The sequence below is a fragment of the Microbulbifer maximicatervae (SeqCode) genome (assembly GCF_052467065.1).
The window spans coordinates 2,900,488-2,923,710 of record NZ_CP174299.1 but is presented as its reverse complement, the minus strand read 5'-3'; the positions used below and the strand labels follow the sequence as shown (position 1 = coordinate 2,923,710).

General features: G+C 44.7%; 23 protein-coding genes. 20 read left to right on the top strand and 3 right to left on the bottom strand.

What is annotated here, in order from left to right; all coding sequences use genetic code 11:
- Positions 1 to 434: 434 nt before the first annotated feature.
- From ACJJI1_RS12885 to ACJJI1_RS12850, 7 genes are all read left to right on the top strand, one after another.
- The gene (locus ACJJI1_RS12885) at positions 435 to 770 is read left to right on the top strand and encodes an Imm8 family immunity protein (RefSeq protein ID WP_444914536.1); all 336 of its coding nucleotides are present in this window, start codon (positions 435 to 437) and stop codon (positions 768 to 770) included.
- Positions 771 to 878: 108 nt separating this feature from the next.
- Complete coding sequence (locus ACJJI1_RS12880) at positions 879 to 1,274, top strand: hypothetical protein (RefSeq protein WP_444914537.1); 396 nt, start codon at positions 879 to 881, stop codon at positions 1,272 to 1,274.
- 810 nt (positions 1,275 to 2,084) lie between these two features.
- Positions 2,085 to 2,495 carry a hypothetical protein gene (locus ACJJI1_RS12875; protein ID WP_444914538.1) on the top strand — a complete coding sequence of 137 codons (411 nt, stop codon included), beginning with the start codon at positions 2,085 to 2,087 and terminating at the stop codon, positions 2,493 to 2,495.
- Positions 2,496 to 2,555: 60 nt separating this feature from the next.
- Complete coding sequence (locus tag ACJJI1_RS12870) at positions 2,556 to 2,906, top strand: hypothetical protein (protein ID WP_444914539.1); 351 nt, start codon at positions 2,556 to 2,558, stop codon at positions 2,904 to 2,906.
- Positions 2,907 to 3,695: 789 nt separating this feature from the next.
- Entirely contained in the window at positions 3,696 to 4,961 is a 1,266-nt protein-coding gene (locus ACJJI1_RS12865) for an amidohydrolase family protein (RefSeq protein ID WP_444914540.1), read from the top strand.
- A gap of 465 nt (positions 4,962 to 5,426) precedes the next feature.
- Entirely contained in the window at positions 5,427 to 6,047 is a 621-nt protein-coding gene (locus ACJJI1_RS12860) for a class I SAM-dependent methyltransferase (RefSeq protein WP_444956902.1), read from the top strand.
- 1,002 nt (positions 6,048 to 7,049) lie between these two features.
- Positions 7,050 to 7,283 carry a DUF5062 family protein gene (locus ACJJI1_RS12850; RefSeq protein ID WP_444939834.1) on the top strand — a complete coding sequence of 78 codons (234 nt, stop codon included), beginning with the start codon at positions 7,050 to 7,052 and terminating at the stop codon, positions 7,281 to 7,283.
- Between the two features lie 44 nt (positions 7,284 to 7,327).
- Here ACJJI1_RS12850 and ACJJI1_RS12845 read toward each other — a convergent pair whose 3' ends face one another.
- On the bottom strand, positions 7,328 to 8,077 hold the full coding sequence (locus tag ACJJI1_RS12845) for an SDR family oxidoreductase (RefSeq protein WP_444956901.1): 750 nt from the start codon (positions 8,075 to 8,077) through the stop codon (positions 7,328 to 7,330).
- A gap of 168 nt (positions 8,078 to 8,245) precedes the next feature.
- Here ACJJI1_RS12845 and ACJJI1_RS12840 point away from each other — a divergent pair, with 168 nt between their 5' ends.
- Positions 8,246 to 9,097, top strand: coding sequence for a LysR substrate-binding domain-containing protein (locus tag ACJJI1_RS12840; protein WP_444956900.1), 852 nt, complete (start codon positions 8,246 to 8,248; stop codon positions 9,095 to 9,097).
- Positions 9,098 to 9,882: 785 nt separating this feature from the next.
- On the opposite strand, the gene ACJJI1_RS12835 is transcribed toward ACJJI1_RS12840, so the two are convergent.
- Entirely contained in the window at positions 9,883 to 11,292 is a 1,410-nt protein-coding gene (locus ACJJI1_RS12835; protein WP_444956899.1) for a YdgA family protein, read from the bottom strand.
- A 1,163-nt stretch (positions 11,293 to 12,455) separates the two neighbouring features.
- Here ACJJI1_RS12835 and ACJJI1_RS12830 point away from each other — a divergent pair.
- From ACJJI1_RS12830 to ACJJI1_RS12820, 3 genes are all read left to right on the top strand, one after another.
- Positions 12,456 to 12,932 (top strand): hypothetical protein, encoded by a 477-nt coding sequence (locus ACJJI1_RS12830; RefSeq protein ID WP_444914544.1) that lies wholly within the window; start codon positions 12,456 to 12,458, stop codon positions 12,930 to 12,932.
- A 59-nt stretch (positions 12,933 to 12,991) separates the two neighbouring features.
- The gene (locus ACJJI1_RS12825) at positions 12,992 to 13,342 is read left to right on the top strand and encodes a hypothetical protein (RefSeq protein WP_444956898.1); all 351 of its coding nucleotides are present in this window, start codon (positions 12,992 to 12,994) and stop codon (positions 13,340 to 13,342) included.
- A gap of 151 nt (positions 13,343 to 13,493) precedes the next feature.
- A complete protein-coding gene (locus ACJJI1_RS12820; RefSeq protein ID WP_444956897.1) occupies positions 13,494 to 13,865 on the top strand; it encodes a hypothetical protein in 372 nt (123 codons plus the stop codon).
- 300 nt (positions 13,866 to 14,165) lie between these two features.
- Here ACJJI1_RS12820 and ACJJI1_RS12815 read toward each other — a convergent pair whose 3' ends face one another.
- The gene (locus ACJJI1_RS12815; protein ID WP_444956896.1) at positions 14,166 to 14,603 is read right to left on the bottom strand and encodes a DoxX family protein; all 438 of its coding nucleotides are present in this window, start codon (positions 14,601 to 14,603) and stop codon (positions 14,166 to 14,168) included.
- A 113-nt stretch (positions 14,604 to 14,716) separates the two neighbouring features.
- Between ACJJI1_RS12815 and ACJJI1_RS12810 the strand changes: the two genes are divergently transcribed.
- The 9 genes from ACJJI1_RS12810 to nuoF all read left to right on the top strand — a co-directional run bounded on the left by ACJJI1_RS12810 (position 14,717) and on the right by nuoF (position 23,203).
- Entirely contained in the window at positions 14,717 to 15,586 is an 870-nt protein-coding gene (locus tag ACJJI1_RS12810) for a LysR family transcriptional regulator (protein WP_444956895.1), read from the top strand.
- Positions 15,587 to 16,012: 426 nt separating this feature from the next.
- Complete coding sequence (locus ACJJI1_RS12805) at positions 16,013 to 16,417, top strand: ACT domain-containing protein (protein ID WP_444956894.1); 405 nt, start codon at positions 16,013 to 16,015, stop codon at positions 16,415 to 16,417.
- A 107-nt stretch (positions 16,418 to 16,524) separates the two neighbouring features.
- Complete coding sequence (locus ACJJI1_RS12800; protein WP_444956893.1) at positions 16,525 to 16,998, top strand: CYTH domain-containing protein; 474 nt, start codon at positions 16,525 to 16,527, stop codon at positions 16,996 to 16,998.
- Between the two features lie 97 nt (positions 16,999 to 17,095).
- Positions 17,096 to 17,416, top strand: coding sequence for a hypothetical protein (locus ACJJI1_RS12795; protein WP_444956892.1), 321 nt, complete (start codon positions 17,096 to 17,098; stop codon positions 17,414 to 17,416).
- 901 nt (positions 17,417 to 18,317) lie between these two features.
- The gene (ndhC, locus tag ACJJI1_RS12790; RefSeq protein WP_444956891.1) at positions 18,318 to 18,731 is read left to right on the top strand and encodes an NADH-quinone oxidoreductase subunit A; all 414 of its coding nucleotides are present in this window, start codon (positions 18,318 to 18,320) and stop codon (positions 18,729 to 18,731) included.
- A gap of 18 nt (positions 18,732 to 18,749) precedes the next feature.
- A complete protein-coding gene (locus ACJJI1_RS12785; RefSeq protein ID WP_444956890.1) occupies positions 18,750 to 19,397 on the top strand; it encodes an NADH-quinone oxidoreductase subunit B in 648 nt (215 codons plus the stop codon).
- Positions 19,398 to 19,433: 36 nt separating this feature from the next.
- Positions 19,434 to 21,239: an NADH-quinone oxidoreductase subunit C/D gene (nuoC, locus tag ACJJI1_RS12780; RefSeq protein ID WP_444956889.1), complete on the top strand. Its 1,806-nt coding sequence runs from the start codon at positions 19,434 to 19,436 to the stop codon at positions 21,237 to 21,239.
- A gap of 145 nt (positions 21,240 to 21,384) precedes the next feature.
- Entirely contained in the window at positions 21,385 to 21,951 is a 567-nt protein-coding gene (gene nuoE, locus ACJJI1_RS12775) for an NADH-quinone oxidoreductase subunit NuoE (RefSeq protein ID WP_444956888.1), read from the top strand.
- Positions 21,929 to 23,203, top strand: a complete 1,275-nt coding sequence (nuoF, locus tag ACJJI1_RS12770; RefSeq protein WP_444956887.1) for an NADH-quinone oxidoreductase subunit NuoF — start codon at positions 21,929 to 21,931, stop codon at positions 23,201 to 23,203. Before nuoE ends, nuoF begins: the two co-directional genes overlap by 23 nt.
- The last annotated feature ends 20 nt before the right edge of the window (positions 23,204 to 23,223 follow it).

Genomic DNA, 23,223 nt, shown 5'->3' with positions numbered 1-23,223 from the left:
CCGGTAGGCTAGCCCTATCTTTCAACTCAAGATTTAGGTTCAGGCATTCACCTTGGCATAAGGCTACTATGCCGTCGGCTGACTTCTCTTTAACCACCTTCGTCATTACTGACCGAGGCGCTGCTATGCCTCACTACTTTAGTCTACCCCGCGATGGTAGTGAGTCAGCGGCCACGCTGACGACTTCACAGCAGCAAGCTAAACAGATCTCCCCAGATAGGAGCGTGAACTTTCGCTATACACCTACTTCATTTGCTATCCGCAAGTAGTTAGCATTTAATAGAACCCATTATACGGTGATCTTCCTACAGGGGACTTTCACCCCATTAGTTCACGCCCATGCTGGGCGTAATAAATAAAGACACTCGACATCAAAACCGCCGCTTTGGTTTTGATATCGAGCGCCTTAAGCGTTATGCATCCAGAGAGTTCTGATGAAGCCAGTCATCATTAGTTACGATTGTACTGATCATGACCCAATAGATGAGTGGGTACCAGAGGATGCTTACAATGTGGATTTCTGGATGAACTTCACAATTGGCCTAGACATCAAGGGGGGCGACAACTTCCTGGTTCGAGTCGTTACCCCAAACAATCTTCATGGAAAGAACTCAGCAAAACATGCAATTGTTCTCAACGAATACACTTGGGCAATTGTATTAGCTGAAGTTGACGCCATACTTGAGCACTGCCAAGGCATCAGTTGGACTGGTATTAGCGCGCAGTTATCTCAGTATTTTCAATGGGAGTATGACAATTACAAACGTTGAAAATAGGCTTTTTGGTGCAGCGCATAACAACACTCCAGCTACAAACGGCATCTACCTGATGTATATCGCATTGTGCACCGGTTAACTTAGCGTTAAGTACACATACTGATGGATAGAATATTTCAAGACTACGAAGGCGATGTACCCGAGCTGGAAGGCTCCAAATTTACTATCGTGAAGTCGTTAATTGACGATGTTGACAAGGATATTTACCTTCTTTGGCTTTATGATGAGTTATCCGGTTCGTGGTATCGAATATTTATTGATGGACTCTATTGCGGAATTGATAAATATCCTAAAGATCAATCTTGTAATGATGAGGATGACGATATCTCTTGGGCAGATCATTCCGGTTGGTTTAGAGGCAAGCCCCTTTTATCCGCAACTGTAAGCTTCGATGGAAGAACTAATAGTGAAATTACCCTCAGAATGAAGTTTGATAAGGGTAGTTTTAAACTAATATGCAAGTTTGAAGCTGGAAATTCTCGCCTCGAGTTTGCTTAAATCGGGGAATCGGTGTTTCTAGATACCGGCCCCACACCATCTATCATGTGCGCCCGCAACGGGCGGCTCCCTATCTGTAATGAATTTCTACCTAGCGATCACGTAACGTAATCAACGTCTAGCAGATTTTCATTTGAGCTGAGTGTCATGGCAGCGCGCCACCTCAACTTTAACCGACTGGAAACATATCGGTAGACTAGCTCTGTCTTTTAACTCATAGATTTAGGTTCAGGCCTTCATCGTGTCCAAGGTATTAATCTGCACATTTGGCTACTATTCCATTAGCTGACTTCTGTTTAATCACCTTAGCCATTACTGGCCGAGGCGCTACTATGCCCCACCAATTTGTCCTGGCCCCGCCTTAGAAGAGGGCCTACTTGTGAGTCAGCGGCCACGCTGACAGCTTCACAGCAGTGAGCTAAACAGATCTCCCCAGATAATTTCACTACACAACTGCATCATTTAGTCTACCCGTTAGATCAACCTGTTTCGGTGTCCTTTACTATCTCACCTCCAAGCTAAGCTTTGTATGATGATTCTGTAGGTCAGTTCATAGCTTTACAAGCTGCTTCGTCTCCACAAGGCCTCGCTGTATTGCAGTTGCCATTCGTTAGTAGTTAGCATTTAATAGAGCCCATTAAACGGTGACCTTTCCACAGAGGACTTTCACCCCATTAGTTCACGCCTATGCTGGGTGCACTAAGTCAGTTAACTTCGCACTCTAAGCGGCCAAATGCTTACAATCCGCTTCGCTACGTTTCAGCTGCGGGTTATTGACGTACTATGGATAAGTTGGTAATCGAGTAAGAGATGACAATAGAAAAATATCAAGAAGAAAAAGAGATATTACGAAACTTGAATAAACGAGAAAGCCTGTGGGGCATGTTGATAGCCACACTGATTGGAATTTTTCCAACATTAGCAGTCTTTTATGCTGCGCCGGAGTTATTTGTTTCTGTTTTAGGGTGGGTTATTCCAGGAGTAGTCCTCGGAGGTTTTGTTAAGCTGGCAATTAGCGCCCATAGTATTAAGCTTAGGCTTATTCCTGCTGGATTAATATTTCTACTTGGACCGTTGTTGCTACTGGTAACAGGAAATCCATTTACTTTTTTCATCGGTCTAATGAACATGTTTATAGTTATAACAATTACAAGGCCAAGATTATCAAAAGATCAGGAGCGGGCACTTTGGCTTCAACGACAGGGTAAGCTCCAACCATAACATGCAGCTGCAATCTAACCCCCGAAAGTGGAACAGGGCGCAAAATCTAAGGAGAAAAAAATGAGATGTATTTTAATAGCATTGTCACTGGTATTTTTTCTAGCTGGTTGCGCAGCTTCTATCCCAAAGGAAGATCTAGAGAAATCAGCATTTATTAGGGGAGGCTCAACCAATATTTGGTCAATAACAAGCGGCGGCTCAACGGTTTCTTTGACTGCCATTGATGGCCTACCTGCAAATACAAAAAATGGCCCTGTAGCAGTCAGCCCAGGCAAACATACAATTACTATGTCGTGCGCTGGCAATGAAAATGAGTTTGAGCTAACCGTCAAAGCAGGTGAAATATACGAGTATACCTATGGTGTTGGTGGGCCAAAGGGGTGTTTTGGTGGGCTCATCAAGGTTAATTGATCTAAATCCGGTAGCTTCTAGTTACCGGCCCCCACACCACCCATCGTTCGGGTCCGCAATGGGCGGCTCCCTATCTGTACGGGCGAACGATAGTCTCAAACAGCTCTTCAATTGAGTTGAGTATCATGGCAGTGCGATACCTCAACTTTATCCAACTGGAAACATATCGGTACGCTAGCCCTGCCTTTTAGCGCGTGGATTTAGGGTCTAGGCTTGCACCATATCCAAGGTATTAATCTTGGCACTTAGCTACTATGCCGTCGGTTGATTTCTGTTTAATTACCTTGATCATTACTGACCGAGGCGCAGCTGTGTTCCGCCACTTATTTTCTCTCCCCGCGATGTCAACTAACGGGTTGGGCTGACAGCTTCGCAGCAGCAAGTGAAACAGATCCCCCCAGATAGGAGCGTGATCTTTCACTCCACAACTGCATCATTAATTCTACCTGTTAGATCACCTGGCTTCGGTATCCTTGGCCACCTCGCCTCCAAGCTAAGCCTTTTAGGATGTTTCTATTTGTCAGCTGGTAGTTTTGCTAGTGACCTCTTCCCCATAAGACCTCGCGGTGTTGCAGTTGCCATTCGCTAGTAGTTAGCATTTAATGGAATCCACTAAATGGTGATCCTCCTACATGGGACTTTCACCCCACTTAGTCCACGCTCATGCTGGGCGTACCAGGTGGCTGCACTGGATAAATTTTAGCTGTCACTTTTTAAGCGAAATTACACACAAATCGCTATCAAAATTTGCTCGGTGATCGGGCGTTATAATTATAAGGGAGATTCTCATTGATAAAATTTCTAAAATATTTTGCCAGCTTTGTTGTCCTTGGTGGGATCGCATTTATAGTCGCCTACAACCATAATCTATATGTTTGGGAGCAACCAAGTAGAAGCATGTGGATTAGCAATGGTAGCTTATTTGATGGTACTGGTACGTTGCCCATTGAGAACCCTGGAATCCTTGTAGAGGATGGTAAAATTTCTTGTCTGGGAGATACTTGTGAAGTACCAATAGATGCTATTCAAGTTGATGCAGCAGGTAAATCAATTGTACCTGGCCTCATAGAGCTTCACGGTCATTTTTTCAGTGGTAAAGCTGATTCTAGTGAGAGCAGCTTACCTGTAATGATTTGGAATTCGATCCGATTGCAACCAGATGTTAGGCGGAAGCTGATCGAATCAGGTATTACAAGTTATCGTTCCGTCGGCGATCCCAGCTCGGGAATTTATAAGCTAAAAAAATCACTTGACGACCAGGAGGTCGCTGGACCACATATGTTTATTGCAGGGCCTATATTTACTGCTCCTGGTGGACATCCGGTTCAAAGAATACCAAATCGGATGATCGAGCAAATGGTCGTGCAATCCGATGATCCAAAATATGTAAAGGAGAAAATCGCTGCTCTGGTTGAGCAAGGCATTGACGGTATTAAAGCCGTCTATCAGGGCCATACAAATGAACAAGGCGAAATCACGTTACCACGCATCTCAAAGGAAACCTTGCAGGCTATTACAACGGAAGCTCGCAAGCATGGTCTTTGGGTTGCAGTACACACAGGCTCTCCACAAGAAACTAATGAAGCTATTAAAGCTGGAATAACTACCATTGAGCATGGTGTGCGACATGGCAATCTCATTAGCCCAGAAACAATGCAATTAATTGTCAAGCACAATATAGTTTATGTGCCAACTTTAGGTCGAGAACCCAAAGGACACCTGAATATACCGGCCCTACACGAGGCTGGAGTTCAATTTGGTGTTGGCACTGATACACAAGGCAAAATGATTGCTGGTGACAGCTACCACAATGAATTGTCACGCATGGTTGATGCTGGACTACCTGATGCGAAAGCGCTTATAGCCGCCACTAGAAATGGTGCGGAAGCTTTAGGGTTAATTGATCAACTGGGGACTATTGAAGTTGGTAAATCTGCTGATCTACTACTTGTCGATGGTCAGCCTTGGAGTGATATTCGTGACCTTAAAAATATCAAGATGGTCGTTCTATCAGGACGAATTGCGTCGGATAAACGTGAACTGACATCGATTTAAATACCCTGATCCCCCGTTAACGATTTATAAATCGGGTAACCGGTAGTTTTTATCTACCGGTCTCCACACCACCCATCGTGCGGGCCCCAACGGGCGGCTCGCTATCGGTAATGAGTATCTACCCAGCGATCACGCAACGATATCATTTACTCTACCCGTTAGATCATATGGCTTCGGTATCCCTGTCCACCTCGCCTCCAAGCTAAGCCTTCTAGGATATTTCGGTCCGTCAGCTCGTAGTCTTACCAGCGGTTCTTCCCCACGATACCTTACGGTATTGCAGTTGCCATTCGCTAGTAGTTAGCATTTAATGGATCCCATTCAGCAGTGATATTCCTACAGGGGATTGGTCCACGCCCATACTGGGAATACCAAGGCCAAGTAGCACCCCCCTTCGGGAGCTGGACCTCGCTACGCTCGGCCGCTGTTGGCGGCGTTAGATTTTCTGCTCATCGGAGATAGGGAATGTCAACGAGAGAAATCTCCAAATATTATGACTCAACAGAACACAGTGATACTCGAGAAGATTTAATTTTTGCTCTTAGCGAAGTAAAAGGAAGAAAGGTTGCTATTGATTGTGGCTGTGGAGCAGGATCAGATATCGCTTATTTGCGCGGTAAAGATTTCACAGTTCATGCCTTTGATATCGAAAATGAGTCTATATCTAGATGTCGTAAACGATTCAAAGATGATGAGCAAGTTATTCTATCAAAGGATAGTTTTAATACTTTTAACTATCCTGAGTCCTCGCTGGTAGTTGCTGATGCCAGTCTTTTCTTTTGTCCTGAAAAAGATTTTGAGTCAGTTTGGTTGAAAATAACTGACTGTTTGACAGAGGGTGGAATCTTTTGTGGTTCATTCCTAGGGCCGAAAGACACAATGGCTGGGCCTGAGTATGATAAGGAAGCATTTTGGAGTGATACTCTAGTTATGAATGAATCGAAGATAAGAAAATACCTCAGTAACTTTGAGCTATTAAAGTGGACTGAACATGACCTTTCAGGAGAAACTACAGATGGTACACCGCATCATTGGCATATATTCTCCATCGTAGCGAAAAAAAAACCTAAATCGGGTAGCCGGTAGTTTCTAGCCCCCCATGCCACCCATCGTGCGGCTCCGCAATTGGCGGTTCCCTATCCGTAATGAATCTCCGTTTTACTAGCGGCTTCCTCTCCATAAGATCTCACAGTGCTGCAGTTGCCATTCGCTAGTAGTTAGCATTTAATGGAATCCATTGAACGGTAATCTTCCTACAGTGGGCTATAACTCCATTAGTCCATGCCCATGCTAGGTGTTGCTGGACTCAGCATTGTGTGCTTCCTCGTCGCGCCAAGTGTTAAACACACGCAAGATTAGGAGTCCTCTCCGTTTTATCGCGGCTGCTGAACCCGATAATTGATAGAGGAAAGAATAATGGATGATTTAAGAAGCAGGGCTGCGAGAAGATCCAAGACCAAAGCTAAGCCCCATAAGAATAGTGCTAGAATTGAAAAGCCGAGGATTTCTGAGAAAAACTGGAAGTTGATGTATACACGCTCTGAAAAGCTTCGTAGAGCTAAGCAATTAAGGATCGAGTACCCCAAGCGAACTATGCTTCAAATCCTAAATACTGAGCTTCCTGAGAAAGATTAAGATATGCGAAATCTCTTATTCATATGTAGCCGGAATCAGTGGCGTAGTCCTACAGCTGAAGCCATTTGGAGAAAACACCCTGATTTCAACGCTAAATCTGCGGGTACCAGCCCGCGAGCTAAAAAAACAGTCAGCTCAGCGGATGTTCGCTGGGCTGACGTGATATTCGTCATGGAACAAAAGCATAAAAATAGGCTAATAGCAGAATTCTCTAGAATCCTGGATCATAAGCCAGTTCATGTCTTAGATATCCCAGATGAATACAAGTACATGGACTCAGAGTTAGTTCAGGAATTAGAATCGGTTGTTGGGGCATACTTGGAGAGTTAGTGCCGAGGTTCAGTCCTTAACAAGTTTAGGTAAGCTGAAAAATTACTACACCTGCGGTTCCGCAGTTTCCCTCTGCTAAAAACGGTAGGTCCGCAATATCGACAACCTCGTTGAGACATAATAATGAAGAAACTCAAAAACGAAAAAGAGTTAGTGAAAAAGGCTATAGCACTCGGTACTGCATATGGCACCAAGCGAGGAGTTGTCGAGTTCGAAGCTACCGATTCAGCTCACGAGAAACTCGAATATATTTACCGTCTTTTAGTTCACGATAAAGTAATTCAACCGCTTCCAGAAGACAAGATATCACAGAAGGCAATCATGCATAGGTTGGCAATTTGGGCTTCAAAGCACTGAGCGCTCTAATAGGGTTCTCAGCTAAATCAGGTGGCCGCTAGTTTCTAGCGAACCGCCCGATTCATGCCGCCATCAGACAAGATACTTTGCCCATTGATGTATCGGGCTCCATGAGAGGCAAGGAAGACACAGGTCTGCCCGATTTCTTCGAACGTGGCAGTGCGCTGTGCGGGTATGGATCTGCGGGCAAACTCCGACAGGTTTACGTTTTCACAGAAGCCCGGCATTAAATTATTCATGCGAATATTGTATCTTGCATAACGATCACCATAGAGCTTGGCAAAACTGTGTAAAGCGCCACGCAGCATGCTCATCGGATAAGGCGCTCTCGGCTCAACCGTGTTCATTGAAGAAATATTGACGAATGCCCCTCCTCCCTGCTCGATATAAATCGGCGTGACGATACGGGCAAGCTTGACGACATTGAGCACGTACATATCGAGGCTCTCATGCCAGAGATCATCACTTAGCTCGAGTAGGGGGCCGTTGAAATCAGGATCGAACCCTACTGTTTTAATTTCTTCCGGTACCCCGCCACCATGGCCCATATTGCTAACGACGGCGTCGATACGGCCATAGGTTTGCATCGTGTCGTCGACCATTGCTTGCAGATCTGCGGTTTCGAGAACCGAACCCTGCCGCCCTATACCACCTAATTCCTTGGCCAGTTCAACACTGCGGTTGGAAGGGGACATCAACGAGACTTTGTAACCCGCCTTAGCCATTTCGCGGGCGCAGCCGGCACCAATTCCCTGACCAGTTCCAGTCATAATAGCAACTCTTGTTTCGGACATTACGCTATCCTCTAGTGCAAATAATTCATGGGTGGAGATCAATATACGATCTTTAAAAGTGGCAGCAAAAGGATATAATTACATGTACTTATGAGTTTAATTCATACCAAAACACGATCTTTACCATCTTTGGCCGGCTTGCGTGGGTTTGAGGCTGCGGCAAGGCATATGAGTTTTACCGATGCTGCGAAGGAGTTGAGCGTTACGCAAACGGCGATCAGTCACCAAGTGAGAAATCTGGAGTCGAGACTGGGTGTAAAATTGTTCCATCGTGCGGGAAAGTCGATTTCATTGACCGATGCTGGGAAAAAGCTGTTATCCGAAGCCAGTGCATGTTTTGATCGACTCGAAAATACGCTCCACCTCATCAAAGCCGAGAGTCAATCTCCGGTGGTAACCGTGAGCGTAACCCCCAGTTTTGCCAGCAAATGGTTAATACGGCGGTTAGGTAACTTCTGGAGAGCCTACCCTGATATACAGTTGAATGTTCACCATACCCTGGCTCTCGCCAATTTCACTAACGATGGCGTCGATATTTCCATTCGAGCTGGTGATGGAAACTGGCAAGGCTCAGTGACCAGGCTTTCGTTGCCGCTCGATTTAAGCCCGATTTGCCACCCTTCGCTGCTTAACGGCAAAAATCCTTTGAAAGAGCCTTCCGACCTCAAGCATCAAACCTTACTGCATGAAGATAATTTTGACGATTGGGCATCGTGGCTCAAAGCAGCCGGGGTCGACGATGTCGATCCGCGATCAGGTAGCGTCATGAATGATGGTAACTCTCTCGCAATTGCCGTCGAAAACTGCCAGGGCGTTGCACTGGGTCGAATATCTCTAATCGAGGATGACTTAAAATCTGGAAGAATCGTAAAACCATTCGACGTGAGTATTGATTCCAACTTTTCTTATTATCTTGTCTGCCCATACGAAAAACTTGATAGTCCTGGAGTACAGGCTTTTCGTAATTTTATACTCAGCGAGGTAAATCAATCTGGTCAACGCAAGTCAGGAGAGAGATAAGGTATCGCCTAACAACAATCAATTAGCTGGACACGGCAAAGCTTTACCGATAACCCCAAGCGTTAATAGTCTTATGGAAATAATCCATCTACAAGTAAAATATTTTCAGGAAATATTGATCCAGCGGTCTCGTAGCTAATTGATGCAAGGAGTTCTGAAAATAATAATGTTTAAAATCCGCAAAAGCAAAAAGTCATAGTCACGTAACTTGATTAGGCACCAGACTCAGCACTACATGTTTTGCTAGGTGCTAGCAATGCTAAATACACACATTATATACACAAGTGTAAAATGCCGAACGGAGAACACATGAATAAAGTAAGGGATACATGTGATATTGAAGATAAAAAATTTAGCAAATCAGAAATCAAAATACTGAAAATAGAGTTCTAACAATACCCCACCCTAAAGATATCCACAAAGCGATCTTTCGCAATCTAAATATATTGATAATTACTTACCAAAAAAAATACTAAAATTAAAAATAGAGCACCACAAGCTTTAACACTTATTATTACTTAGCTTTGATTTAATAACTACATCATCAGTATTTAGAGAGTCACATATTGGCTCATGATAACCACGGAGCAGCAATGCTTAGATGAGATATTACTGCGATTATACCGTCTACAACACTAATCTATGTCCAACTTTATTGGCAACCCAGGACAACATCGTTAAAATAGGAAAACAAATAAATCATCAGCCTTGGAAGGGTAACAAGAGAAGGGGAAGTATGAAGTGGCTTAAGATAAGCCACTTCTATTACAAAAGGCTAATATCTACTAAAGCGGTAGCGGCATAGGTTTTTCATTCACCTTAAGCTCGCTGTCTTTCAGGCTGACATTTGAGATGTAGCCGTCATTGGTAGACACTAACAAACCTTGCTGTTCAAGAGACGCTAATATGGTCGGCACTTGTTGAGCAGCGATTTGCTCCAGTTGCTCTTCACTCATACCTTGAGTTTGAGGGTTATTTTTCAATTGAGCTTTCATCACTTGTACGGCAATAAATTCAATCACAGCTTTATCGCCACTTAGCTCTCCGTCAACTAAGGTATGTGACAGCCAAAAAGCCGGATCTAGCGGTTGCTCCGGTAACGCACTGATGCCAACTAAGCTAGTATGAAGGTTACTATTAAAGCTGCCTTGTGGGAAAGTACCGCGTAAGCTGGTAATGTTCAGTTGAGGCTCGCCAGCCACTAAAGATAGCAAGTTTTCGCTCATAAACTCCATTGTCTTAGGGGTTGCTTCTTCCGTAGGTAGTTTATTGAGTGAGACGGCAAAGTCCTGATAAGACTTCAAAAATTCCTGGCTTATATTGGTGACCTCAAGCTCAAGGGCCAGGTCTTCACCATGGAATTCAGCTATATCAACCTTTTTAGTTCCATAGGCAACTTGCATATTCCCCAGCTGATTTTCTGGGTTGAGTTCAGTACTGGCCTTTATATATAAATCAGCAATGTCAATATTTTCGTTTTGCTCTCTATCATTAAACTTTACGGCACCAAAGTTAATTGTTGTATCAGAATCATAAAAAACACTTTCAAACATTGCTTCAAGGGAGGAAGGCATGGTCATATCCATAGTCAACCTTTCAACCTTAAAATCCCTTAGCTCGGAAGTAACAGTAAGGCTATCGGCACTCCCCTGGTAAGCTAGTTGCTCATCCTGATATTGCCCTTTTCCTTGAAAACCGCTAAAAGTTAACTGAGCTTTTTGATTCTCAACATCAGTAGTAAATGGCGCAATGCTATCGTTATAGTAATAACCACCTAAGGCATTCATATTACCATGAACCTGGTAAAAAGGAGCTTCCTCAGCCCAAACCAAATGTTCACGCAATTGATCGCCGGCAACTTCTAGCGACCAGCCGAGCCAACCAAAACCAGCATGCTCACCGAAACGGAAGGGGCCATGGGAAGCACTAAAGTCTACTTCTACAGAAAAAGGATCAATTTCAGGGGCACCTGATACATCCGAGAAAGCACTGACATCCATGCTCACCAAAAAGGTGGTCTGGGTTGAAAACCAGGATGAATCCATGCTTTTTACTTCAACCGTGTATGCCGAATTTTCATTCGCGGCAGTGACTATTTCATCAATGGATGACTCTAGTTGAATGCCAACAATTTTCGGCGCAACAACACCTGTAAGCACTGCTGCCGGAAGCAATACTGTTAATACTTTTTTCATTGAGATAAATCCAATTTACAAATGGGATGGAAGACAGGTCTATTATCGACAGAGTTATTTCCAGCATTATCTCATATTTACAGACGACTGTAAGTCAAAATATATACTTTTCTAGTAAAGACTTCAGGCGTAATAGATATCAATTACAAAACAAGCGTACCTATAATGGCAATAAGTAATGCAAGCTCTATGAATTCTATTGCGTGCGTTATCTTGACCGGTGCGCGGTAATGGTGGAAGAAATTTACTAAGCAGTACTTGGAAGATCGTGAATAAAATCTTGGATGAAATTTTGCTCCGTTGAGTAGTCGCCTCCTCTTTGGATATATCGGGAGAAGGTACTGAAAATACATGCGCAACCTTGTTGCATTCTCAACAGTGTTCACAGCTAGAGTGATAGCTATCATTAATCAACTAATGGTAGATACGATACCACCGCCGACATCATCAGCCTGCATCCAAAAATTGTGTATAGATGACAACAGGAAAGAAGAGAGGAACAGTTGGTCGAGAAGACCAGCGGTAGTATGAGTATGCAAAGGGATGAAACCTCAACCTCGGACAGAAGACGAATATCTAGCAAAACAAGTTAGAAACTGCATAAGGAAGTTGATTCTCCAAAAAAGTGCGACGCGTTTCTAAAAGCTGAAAGATTTACATTCATTGCCCACAAATAATGGAACTTTGGTGCCATATATATGTATAGATATTCAATTACACCCTCTCACGTCTTTTACAAACAGCTTAGCCGTGAGGAGAGCATGCGAGACAGAGAAAACCGTCGAATTACAGGGTACCTAACCCCAGTGTAATGGTAGTTATGAAACCCAAAATTTGGTTAGAGCCGAAAGTTAATGATGCACTAATAAACAACAAATGCGTTGAGTTCCATAAGAGTGAGACTGAAACCTTGTGTAAAGCAGTAAGTATCTTTCGTTAACTCTCTTTACTGGGATCTCTTTATAAACTTTCAACCCTAATATAAGAGATCCCAGTAAAGAGAATCAAGTATACCGACTGAGCTAGACTCCTAATGGAAAAGTGATGTGTCCTTCCTTAAGATCAATATGAAAAAATGACCGCATAAGATGAATATAAGCTAGCGTCTACTTTACCGGTGGAGGCTTTATGTAACAGGACGTGCAAAAGGCGTAAGTAATCCTATGAATCGACGCAAGCTATTATCACTAGTTACCACTTTGAGCATCTTAATTGGCTTAGTCTTTGTCGCAACACCATTTTTTGCCTCTATGAACCCAAATAAAGCTGCTAAGAGCAGCTCAAAAATCAGAATAGATTTGTCCGAGATCCCAGAGGCTGGAGCACTAGAAGTCGATTATCAATGGTATAAAGCTCTTGTGGTCAAAAATCCTGAAATGACAGTTTTCGTAGTGCCCTACTCCGATGGGACCTATTGGTTACCAGACCCCACCTGGGAGCGCCCTTTTCTGCCATGTAACAAATTTCTCATTCGAAAAGATGGCTTTTATTGCAAAGATCCCAGCCTCCATGAAGGTTGGCATGAACAAGCTCAATGGGATTCACAGGGGAGCAATAAAGGTACATGGATGCCCGATCTACAAAAGCTAAACTTTAGGATTCAGGGAAAGTATCTAGTACTGAGTCCAGAGTACAACTAATTACCAACAAGTCAATACAGCCGATCGATTAAAGTGTTAGGAAGTAAAAAATAGCCATAATGAAAAATATATTTTTACCTATGGTTCTAATTCTATGCTCCTGCTCTTCAGGTATAGATGAAGACAGTATAAATATAGAAGCAGCGACTGAGTCTTTGGAACGGCTATTATTAAAATGTGCAGAGAAAGGAGAGTATTTTTCTAGTGAAGTAGAACATATTGAGCCAATCGGAAAAAGACATTCCTATTGCGACCAAAGTGGTGCTTATATCAGATATGGTAATGTATTCGTTTCTGAGTACGGTTTGTATATGCCTGCAAAGGGAGTCACTGTTGTAGAATCTGATGGCTCTGACCCCAGCTATAAAAAAATCCATGAATCTGTCTATAGCTACAAAATTCGAGGGTAATATTCCTAACTGACCATGTAAGCGGCATAAGGGTAAACCAGATAAACTAGATTTAAAAGCGGCGGAAACTACTACTTAGTAAAATTTTAACAAGTAGAAAGTTTGCTAAAGTCTTACAAAATAGCGCTCTCTCCAGAATACTAAAAATACTATGCGTATCGTTCTAATTATTTTAGCAATAGCTACTGCTGTCAGTTGCGCAGTTCAGGTACCTTACAAAGGTGACGACAACCTTACCAGAAGCCTGTTAATTCAAACTTGGAGTAGGCCCGGAGAAAATTGGACCTATCAAGAGGGAGGGAAAGGCGAGTTCAATACATATATTGGCCACCCACACTTTCCGCTCACTTATGATTTTATTTGGTCTATAGAAGACTCTGTGCTGTATGTAGAATACGATCAATATTATGAGAAAGAACAAAAAGAATATACGTACAATATCCTTGAGCTACAACAAGCACGCATGGTCCTTGAGCCTTTACACGGAGGGCGTAAGATTGTCCTCACTGTATACAATTTTTAAAAAAAATTGCCAGCAGACCCTGAAAATTTTATTGGAGGCAAGTCGAGGCTAACGAATAGAGACGCCTGACTGTAAATGCAATGTTTAAATTCTTCAGGACACTCACTCGAGCGACAGCTAATACGGCCTGAACCGGTTACCTCATCTTCCAAGGTATCCTGAAGAGTGTCAGGTAAGGCTATTTACCCAGGGATCCGACATTAGCAACCTCCATAAAACTATATTCCTGTTGATTACTCCTCTTGTCAGATCAGTTAACGGAGTAAGCCGACATATTTCTATCCAATACACCGTAACTGGTCATATCTTATTGGCCTCTGACATTGCTCTTTGCGGTGAGGAGATATTATTTCTGACTTCCTCATCAGAAAAATTAAGGCGAGTCAGTCTCGCATTCAAGGTTACAACAACCGCTAAAACGGCTAATAGGACAGTAGCTGGTAAAGCGGTGCTGAGCGCTTGCCCGGCCAGTAGGTGCGATCCCGAAGCCCCGATCAGAGCTATCGAGAAGCCAGCATATCCCCACTGTTTAAGTGTTTTGAACTTTGGTTGAAGAATTGCAATCGCGCCAATCAAATAGGCGGTTCCTAAAATTTTCAACAAATAAAGCGGGTAGCCTAAATCAACCGTTGCCTGAACAATGGCTTCCTGTCCTGTTAGTTTGGCCATGCCTGATATCATCATCAGCACCGCGAACATAGATGAGGCCACGTAAAAGATGACTACCTGTTTTCTCATGAAGGAAACCCTATTTCGTTAAATGACGAGCACAGACTAGGTGTTCTCTTATTGCAGTTATATAGACAAAAAGGCAAACTTCTATTGCATGAATGCAAAGTCAGGGTAATGTCATGGATTGGAACGATTTGAAGGTCGTTATCGCGCTTGCAGAGAAAGGAACCTTAAAGGCGGCTTCTAGGCAGTTGAATGTTAATTCAACCACTGTGTGGAGGCGGATCCAGCAGCTTGAAAGCGAGCTTTCAACGCAGCTATTTATTGTTAGTCGTCGCGGCTACCAACTGACTGAGGCGGGGCGAACTGTTTTGGATAGTGCCAAGCGAATGGAGTCATTGGCCGACGGCATCCTCATTCAAAGTTCTCTGCAACATGAAAAAGTTCAAGGTTTAATTCGTGTTACCGCACCCTCAACAATGGCAACGACCACTTTGCCCGAGTGGGTTAGTGAATTCCGGAGGCCATTCCCCGACGTTGAGTTTGAGATCCTTGAAAGTGAGCAGGCTCTGGATATCGAGCATCGCGATGCGGACATTGCCATTAGGGCAAGTCATACAGCACCGGAAAACCTTATTGCACGTAAAATGAGAGATGTAAACTTAAGCATCTATGCCTCTGAAGACTTTTTGAAGGCTAGAGGGTATAACGCTCCTTTCAAGTTGTCCGAAATTGAACACCTAACAGCTATTGACTACGTGCACTTAGATAACCCAGCAGTGCTCTGGTATCAGAAACGAATTAAACACAACGCTAAATCCATATATTGCAATTCTATCACTACAGCATTGAACGCTGCGCTTAATGATCAAGGAATAGCTTTGCTACCAACTGATGATTCGTATGATCTTGTCGAACTCTATCGATTGGATGCTAAGTACAACTCATCCTTGTGGATTCTGGCTAATAAGGATCTGAGAAACACAGCACGTATCAAGGCTTTTTGGGACTTCTTAATTACTAAAATGGAAAGTTATAAAGTTCAATGACTTGCATATTCCTATGCATGGAACTATCAGGGGGAGATAAAATCCTATGTATGACGATATATTACAACACCAAAGGTTCCTCTATCTCTTCTTCATTCTCTTGTCATCTTATTTTTCCGCCTCAAGTCCAAACCTGACTATGCAATTTACGCTTAATAGGTTTCTGATAATTCCCTGTTTATGCGGGCTTTGATAGACTGGCTATCAAACAATATGTTACAAATCAAGGGCTTCGCTTACCATTGAATATGGGCTTCAATTTCCCGCTAACAAAAAGGAATTCAGTATAAGAATCAGGCAAGAACAACCATACAAAGCCAAGCAAGATCGCAAGAACAAGTATTTGTTGGACCACCACCATTTTGCAGCCATGCTCCATATTGATTGGCGCTTGCTGTACAAGCAAGAATTTGGAATCATCAAGCAATGTCAGGAATACTAGAACTAGAGCGTCTTTTGAGCGAAATGAATCCCGAACTTATTGAAGGTGAATTTGTATTTTGCACTGTTTCAGGCTCATTAGCTCAATATATTGAATGGAACCCACTTGCAAGCTTCAACGAAAAAGAAGGATTAACACTTGTCTTAACAAAGGATATCGCAAGCCGTGAGGGCTTGCAGTTTAAAAATACTTACAAGCAAATAACTTTAACCGTACATTCTAGTTTAGAGGCTGTTGGATTAACAGCCTCTGTTTCTAACAAACTAGCTTCGAAGGGTATTAGTGCAAATGTAATTGCAGCATACTTCCATGACCATATTTTTGTACAATCTGAAAAAGCAAGGGAAGCGTTAATTGCATTGAAAGGAGTCGGCAAAAACGGCTTATAAATGCTCCAACAAGGGCATATACTGGCTGACTACTACGCTGCGTGTCAGATTTTGACTACCTCGTATATGCCTATTAAGCAAGTGTTAAGATTTAGGGTTGAGAAAGTATGGCAAAGGAAATTGAGCGGAAGTTCTTAGTAGATAAAAAGGCTATTGCTTCTTTTACAGGTGGAAAGAGAATCAAACAAGCCTATGTAAGTACGGAGTCCAAAGCTGTAGTCAGAGTTCGCGTAATCGGAGAGCATGCATATCTAACATTGAAAGGTGAAAGTAAAGGAATTACACGGACTGAGTTTGAGTATCCAATACCCTTTGAAGACGCAAATGAAATGATTGCGGAGCTATGTGATGGTCCCATCATAGATAAAACGAGATTCATAGTAGAGCACGAAAAACACACCTGGGAAATAGATATCTTTCATGGAGACAATGACGGCTTGATTGTTGCTGAAGTCGAGATGCAAAGTGAATCTGAAAGTGTAGAGTTGCCGGAGTGGATTGATAAAGAGGTCACTGGAGATCCAAGATATTACAACTCCAATTTATTAGATTTTCCATTTAAAGATTGGGACAAATCATAATTAGAACGTACACAACATTGACACATACTTCGCTGAGCTAATCACAAAATAAATTCTGCATATCCTCGGCTCAGCGAGGCATCATGAGTAAATCACTATGAACCCAGCCATAGAAGAATTAAAAAGATATTTAACCGAGCTAGAATCGGTGAATGACTTTGAGACGATAGAACTTAAAGCTGAGCATATTGGTATTTTAATTCAGGTAAAGTCGGCGATAGGACAGCTTGAACTATGCAAAAAGTATGGTATCAGTGCAGCTTCACTAGTAAGTAGTTTACCCAAAACTGAAAATCCAAATTTTTGCTATTTAGTGGTACATGAAAACGAATCGTCGAACCCTGATAGCTGGGAGGAAGTTATCTTCGAAGGACAGAAAATTCAGTTTAGTGGTGGTGACCTTGTAATTCGCAAGTAATCAACACACAGCAAATCATTGTCGCTAATCAACAAACTGCTTGTATATTACAATTCTTATAGAAGTTAAGCTCTATATACCTACGCCGAAAGCATGCCTAAAAAGAGACTAAAAGTTACTCAGAAGCAAGCGATGACTACCACCACAATAAGAGCAATTTGCTTATTAATTTTGGCTTTAGGAATCACATTCCTCTTTGGCATTATAAAAATCCACAATCCCGATGTAAGCTTTGAAAGCTCAGATGGCCATTGGGGTGACTCTGAAGTTCAGTTTAAGGGGCGAGATTATTCCGTGATAGAAGAAGGGTTCCGTAGGTACAAGCTTCAATGTAACGCAAGCGATGTGTACCTTGTTAGAAATACCGAGAAGAATTGGATAAATGTACTTGCTTGGCCAAACTACCTCACTCATAACAAGTGGAAGCTCCCATACAGAGCCGCAAGTGGAATGCACTATGATGGAATTATTAGGTGCCAAACAAATCAATAACATCACATTCTAATTCCAGTACAGCGTAACCCTAAAATTCCGATCTGCTTTTAATCAGAGGAATAGTTTAATAGCAATAGGACCCTCCTTCATCTTCTGAAAACTGGCGCACATTTTCATTTATTCAGCTGTCGCAAGACATTACATAACCCTACCGAATAAAAAGTATACACATAAGAATTAAACGTTCCTTCGCACCACTGGCGCTATCTCCCGCAACGATTTATAAATCAGACAAGCGAATAGGATTACCGACAACTAAAAAATTTCTCAGAAAAGCAATAATCGTTTTTCAAATTATCTCTTCTTGCGTGAGAGCACCCTCAAAATCAGAATTCTTGATTTGCCCTTTTACTGCAAGACCAGTGATTGATACGGGCTTCGCCCGCAGAAACATGGGAGAGCGAAGTTGAATTACCCGGATCAGTTCACCCCTCAGATTTGGCCATTGATTGTTTATTGCCTGGCCGTATTTGCCCTAATTATCTTAATGCTCAGCCTTTCCTATTTTCTCGGTCAAAAACGCAGAGATCCAGCTACCGATGAGCCCTATGAGTCGGGTATTGTTTCCCAGGGCAATGCGCGCCTGCGCCTATCTGTCGCCTATTACCTTGTTGCCATCCTGTTTATCGTCTTCGACCTTGAGGCGATTTACCTGTTTAGCTGGTCCATCGCATTTTATGAAACTGGCCTGCTCGGGTTTATCGAGGCCACCGTATTTATCGTGATACTGCTGGTGGGGCTTATCTATCTGTGGCGCCTGGGTGCACTTGACTGGGGCGGATACCAGAAGAGTTTGGAGAAACGCCAAAAACCCCGATAACAACAATGAGAATTCATAATGCGCTGGAAGCTGAGCAAAGCCGACGACCTGATTGCCACTGAACGCGGCAATCCTTCTGAAGAAATAAGCACTCAAGATTTAGAAAAAAATATTCTCCTTACCAAACTCGAAGAGCTGGTTTCCTGGGGCCGTTCAAATTCCCTATGGCCATTTAACTTCGGGTTGTCCTGCTGCTATGTAGAAATGGCCACCGCCTTCACCAGCCGCCACGACATCTCCCGCTTTGGCGCTGAGGTCATCCGTGCAACCCCGCGACAAGCGGATTTGATTGTAATTTCAGGTACGGTTTTCCTGAAAATGGCACCAGTGGTACAGCGACTCTACGAGCAAATGATCGAGCCCCGTTGGGTCATCTCCATGGGTTCCTGCGCAAATTCCGGCGGTATGTACGATATCTACAGTGTGGTTCAGGGGGTCGATAAGTTTCTCCCGGTCGATGTTTATGTGCCCGGCTGTCCACCACGCCCAGAGGCCCTACTACAGGGCTTAACCTTGCTGCAAAAGTCGGTGGCTGCGGAGAGACGAACCTTCAGCTGGGTTGTGGATGATCAAGGAACTCACAAGGTTCCAAAGCCCAGTCAGCGTGATCTCCATAGGGAGGAACGTATGAAAGCTGCCATGCTACGTGCGCCCGACAGTGTTTAGGCTTCATGGAATAAGAAAAAAACAACGGAATAGCCAATGACTGGCGTAATTGCGAAAACTGTCCACACAGCAACTCCCTACAGGAAAGCAGCAGAGGCATTTATTCGGGACCTCGACACCGGATATAAGCTTCACTCGTTCTGGTGGCAGCCACACTGTGATGATATGCCCACACTGTGGATCGAGAAACATGCCTTGATCCCTCTTTTGCTCTTTCTCAAGCGGGATATCGCCCAGCCATTTGAAATGCTGTATGACCTGAGTGCTATCGACGAACGGCTGCGGGTCAACCGTGGGGAGGGAACCGAAAAACAGCCTTCCAGCGATTTCACCCTGGTATATCAACTACTTTCATTTACCCGCAATTTATTTATCCGTATCAAGGTGGCTCTTCCCGAGAGTGATCTGAGCGCACCGACTATTACTGCCGTTTGGGAGAATGCCAACTGGTATGAACGGGAAGTGTGGGATCTATTCGGTATCGACTTTCCCGGTCATCCCCATTTACAGAGAATCATGATGCCGCTGACCTGGAAGGGGCATCCACTGCGCAAGGATCACCATGCCCGAGCTACCGAAGTCGACCCATTTAGTCTGTCAGAAGAGAAGGAGCGCAAAGAACAAGACGCCCTGCTGTTCCGGCCGGAAGACTGGGGCATGGCCAGGAGTAATGAAGACTCAGAGTTTATGTTCCTCAACCTGGGCCCGAATCACCCCAGTGTGCACGGGGTATTCCGTGTAGCCCTTCAGCTGGATGGTGAACAGATTATCGATGCAGTGCCAGATATCGGTTACCACCATCGCGGTGCGGAGAAGATGGCCGAGCGCCAGGCCTGGCATACCTATGTGCCCTACACCGACCGTATCGATTACCTCGGCGGTGTCATGAACAACCTGCCCTATGTGATGGCACTGGAACAACTCGCCGGCATTAAGGTCCCTGAACGCGCACAGATGATACGGGTGATGATGTGCGAGTTCTTCCGCATATCCAGCCACCTGGTATTTTTTGGCACCTTTGCCCAGGACGTGGGGCAGATGTCTCCCGTGTTCTATATGTTTATCGATAGGGAAAAACTGTTTGGAATAGTTGAGGCCATTACCGGCGGCAGAATGCACCCGGCATGGTTCCGTATCGGCGGTGTAGCGCAGGACTTACCCCAAGGTTGGGACAAGATGGTGCGGGACTTTCTCGACTATATGCCCGCACGCTTAGCCGATTACGACGGCATGGTAATTAAAAACAAACTCCTGCAACGCCGCACCCGTGGCATTGGTGTCTACGATACGGCGGAGGCGTTTGAGTGGGGGGTTACCGGGCCAGGGCTTCGCGCCACGGGCCTGGATTGGGATCTGCGTAAAAAGCGCCCTTACAGCGGCTATGATCAGTTCGAGTTCGAGATTCCCAGCTACGATGGTGGGGACTGTTTCGACCGCTGCCGGGTCAGGGTGGATGAGATATGGCAGAGCCTGCGGATTATCCGCCAGTGCCTGGAAAATATGCCGGCAGGCCCTTATAAGTCGGACCACCCTTTGACTACCCCTCCGCGAAAGGGGCGCACCATGGAGGATATCGAGACTTTAATTCAGCACTTTGTGAATAACAGCTGGGGACCGGTAATGCCAGCTGGCGAAGTGTGTTATCCCATTGAGGCCACCAAAGGTATCAACAGCTACCAGATCGTTAGTGATGGGGGGACCACCTCATACAGGACCCGAATTCGCACCCCTTCATTCCCACACCTGCAAATGATTCCGTTGATGTCCAACGGACTGTTGATTGCTGACCTTATTGCCATTATTGCCAGCATCGACTTCGTCATGGCGGATGTGGACAGATAACAATAAAAAACTACGGCACGCACAGAGCCGTATAGCAGCGGAGTAGAAAAGTGCACGGAAATACACCCAGCGTTTCAGCCATCGCACACACAGATGGCAGCAGCGCCTCAACGACACCTCCGCAAGTTCTATCTCGGGGGCGACTATGTCCAGCTTATTAGAACCGGAATTGATTGAAGTAATGGAGCAAGGCAATAGCAACTCAGCAGACAACCAGGCGACCTTAACAGTACAAGAAAAAGAGGAAATTGATCAGGAAGCCACCCACTACCACGAGAAAACTTCAGTGGGGCTCGAGGCGTTGCGGATTGTACAGAAACATCGCGGCTGGGTTTCCGATGAGAGCCTCCAGGCAATTTCCAATTATCTGGATATTCCCGTTGCAGAACTTGAGAGCGTCGCCACTTACTTTCAGTTGATTTTCCGCCAACCCGTAGGCAAGGAAGTGATCTACCTGTGCAAAAGCTCCAGCTGCTGGATTATGGGTTGCGATAATTTGCAGAAAAAAATATCTGAGCGCTTAAATATCCAGCCTGGAGAGACCTCCGAAGATGGGATTTTCACCCTGCTGGAAACGCCTTGCCTGGGAGATTGTGACAAAGCCCCAGTCCTTATGCTCGGCGAGGATATGCATCGCCATTTGGATGAGAAAGGTATTGATGAATTAATCGATAAGAAGAAAAAATACCATGCTGACAAATCCACTGACTAAAAATATTTCCAGTGAAAATATTGCCGCCACTATTGAGCAATATGTGGAAAACGACGGCTACCAGGGCTGGCGCAAAGCCATCACCATGGTACCGGACGACATTATTAACGAAGTAAAAGATGCAGGCCTGCGCGGACGCGGTGGAGCGGGGTTTAATACTGGGCTGAAGTGGAGTTTTGTACCTAGGGGTGAAGATTCGCCCAAGCAGAAGTACGTTGTCTGTAACGCCGATGAAATGGAACCCGGCGCCTTCAAAGACCGATTGCTAATGGAGCGAGACCCTCACCTCCTTCTTGAGGGAATGGCTATAGCCGCCTATGCCATTCGCGCCTCTCACGCCTATATTTTTATTCGTGGTGAATACCACCTGGCTGCAAACCGGCTCGAACAGGCAATCGATGAAGCCAAGCAGCAGGGCATGATTGGCGAAAATATTTTCGACAGTGGCTTTAATCTGGAGATCTGCCTGCACCGCAGCGCCGGTAACTATATCTGTGGTGAAGAAACCGCACTGCTAAACGCCCTTGAAGGCAAGCGGGCCATTCCCCGCGCCAAGCCCCCCTTTCCACAGGTCAGCGGGCTTTGGGGCAAACCCACTGTCGTTAACAATGTAGAGACCTTGTGCAACCTCCCCCATTTAATTAGCCACGGCGTGGAGTGGTACAAAAACCTTAGCCGGGGTGACGATGCGGGAAGCAAAATATTTGGTGTTAGCGGCAAGGTTAATAATCCAGGGGCTTGGGAACTCCCAATGGGGACGCCCATTCGCGAAATTATTGAACAACATGCCGGTGGCATGAAAGATGGCCTACAACTGAAGGGCATTCTTCCCGGTGGAGGATCGACCGACTTCCTCGGCCCGGACCACCTCGATCTTCCCATGGATTACGACGTTATCGGCAAGGCCGGCAGCCGTATGGGGACCGGCACGATCACCGTACTCGACGATAAAACCTGCCCCGTAGGCTTGGTACTGAACTTGACCCAGTTCTTCGCGCGGGAATCCTGTGGCTGGTGTACCCCCTGCAGGGATGGCTTGCCCTGGGCCGTCAAAATTCTGGAGAGAATAGAGTCTGGCCAGGGGACTAAAGAAGACTTGGAACTCCTCAGGGAACAGTGCGAGCGTATTGGCCCCGGCAATACTTTTTGCGCCCTGGCTCCCGGTGCCGCCGAGCCGATACAAAGCGCGTTAAAACTTTTTGAACAGGATTTTATCGACCATATTGAAGGCGGTTGTTGCCCCTACCAATAAATTAGCGCGACTAACTTAGT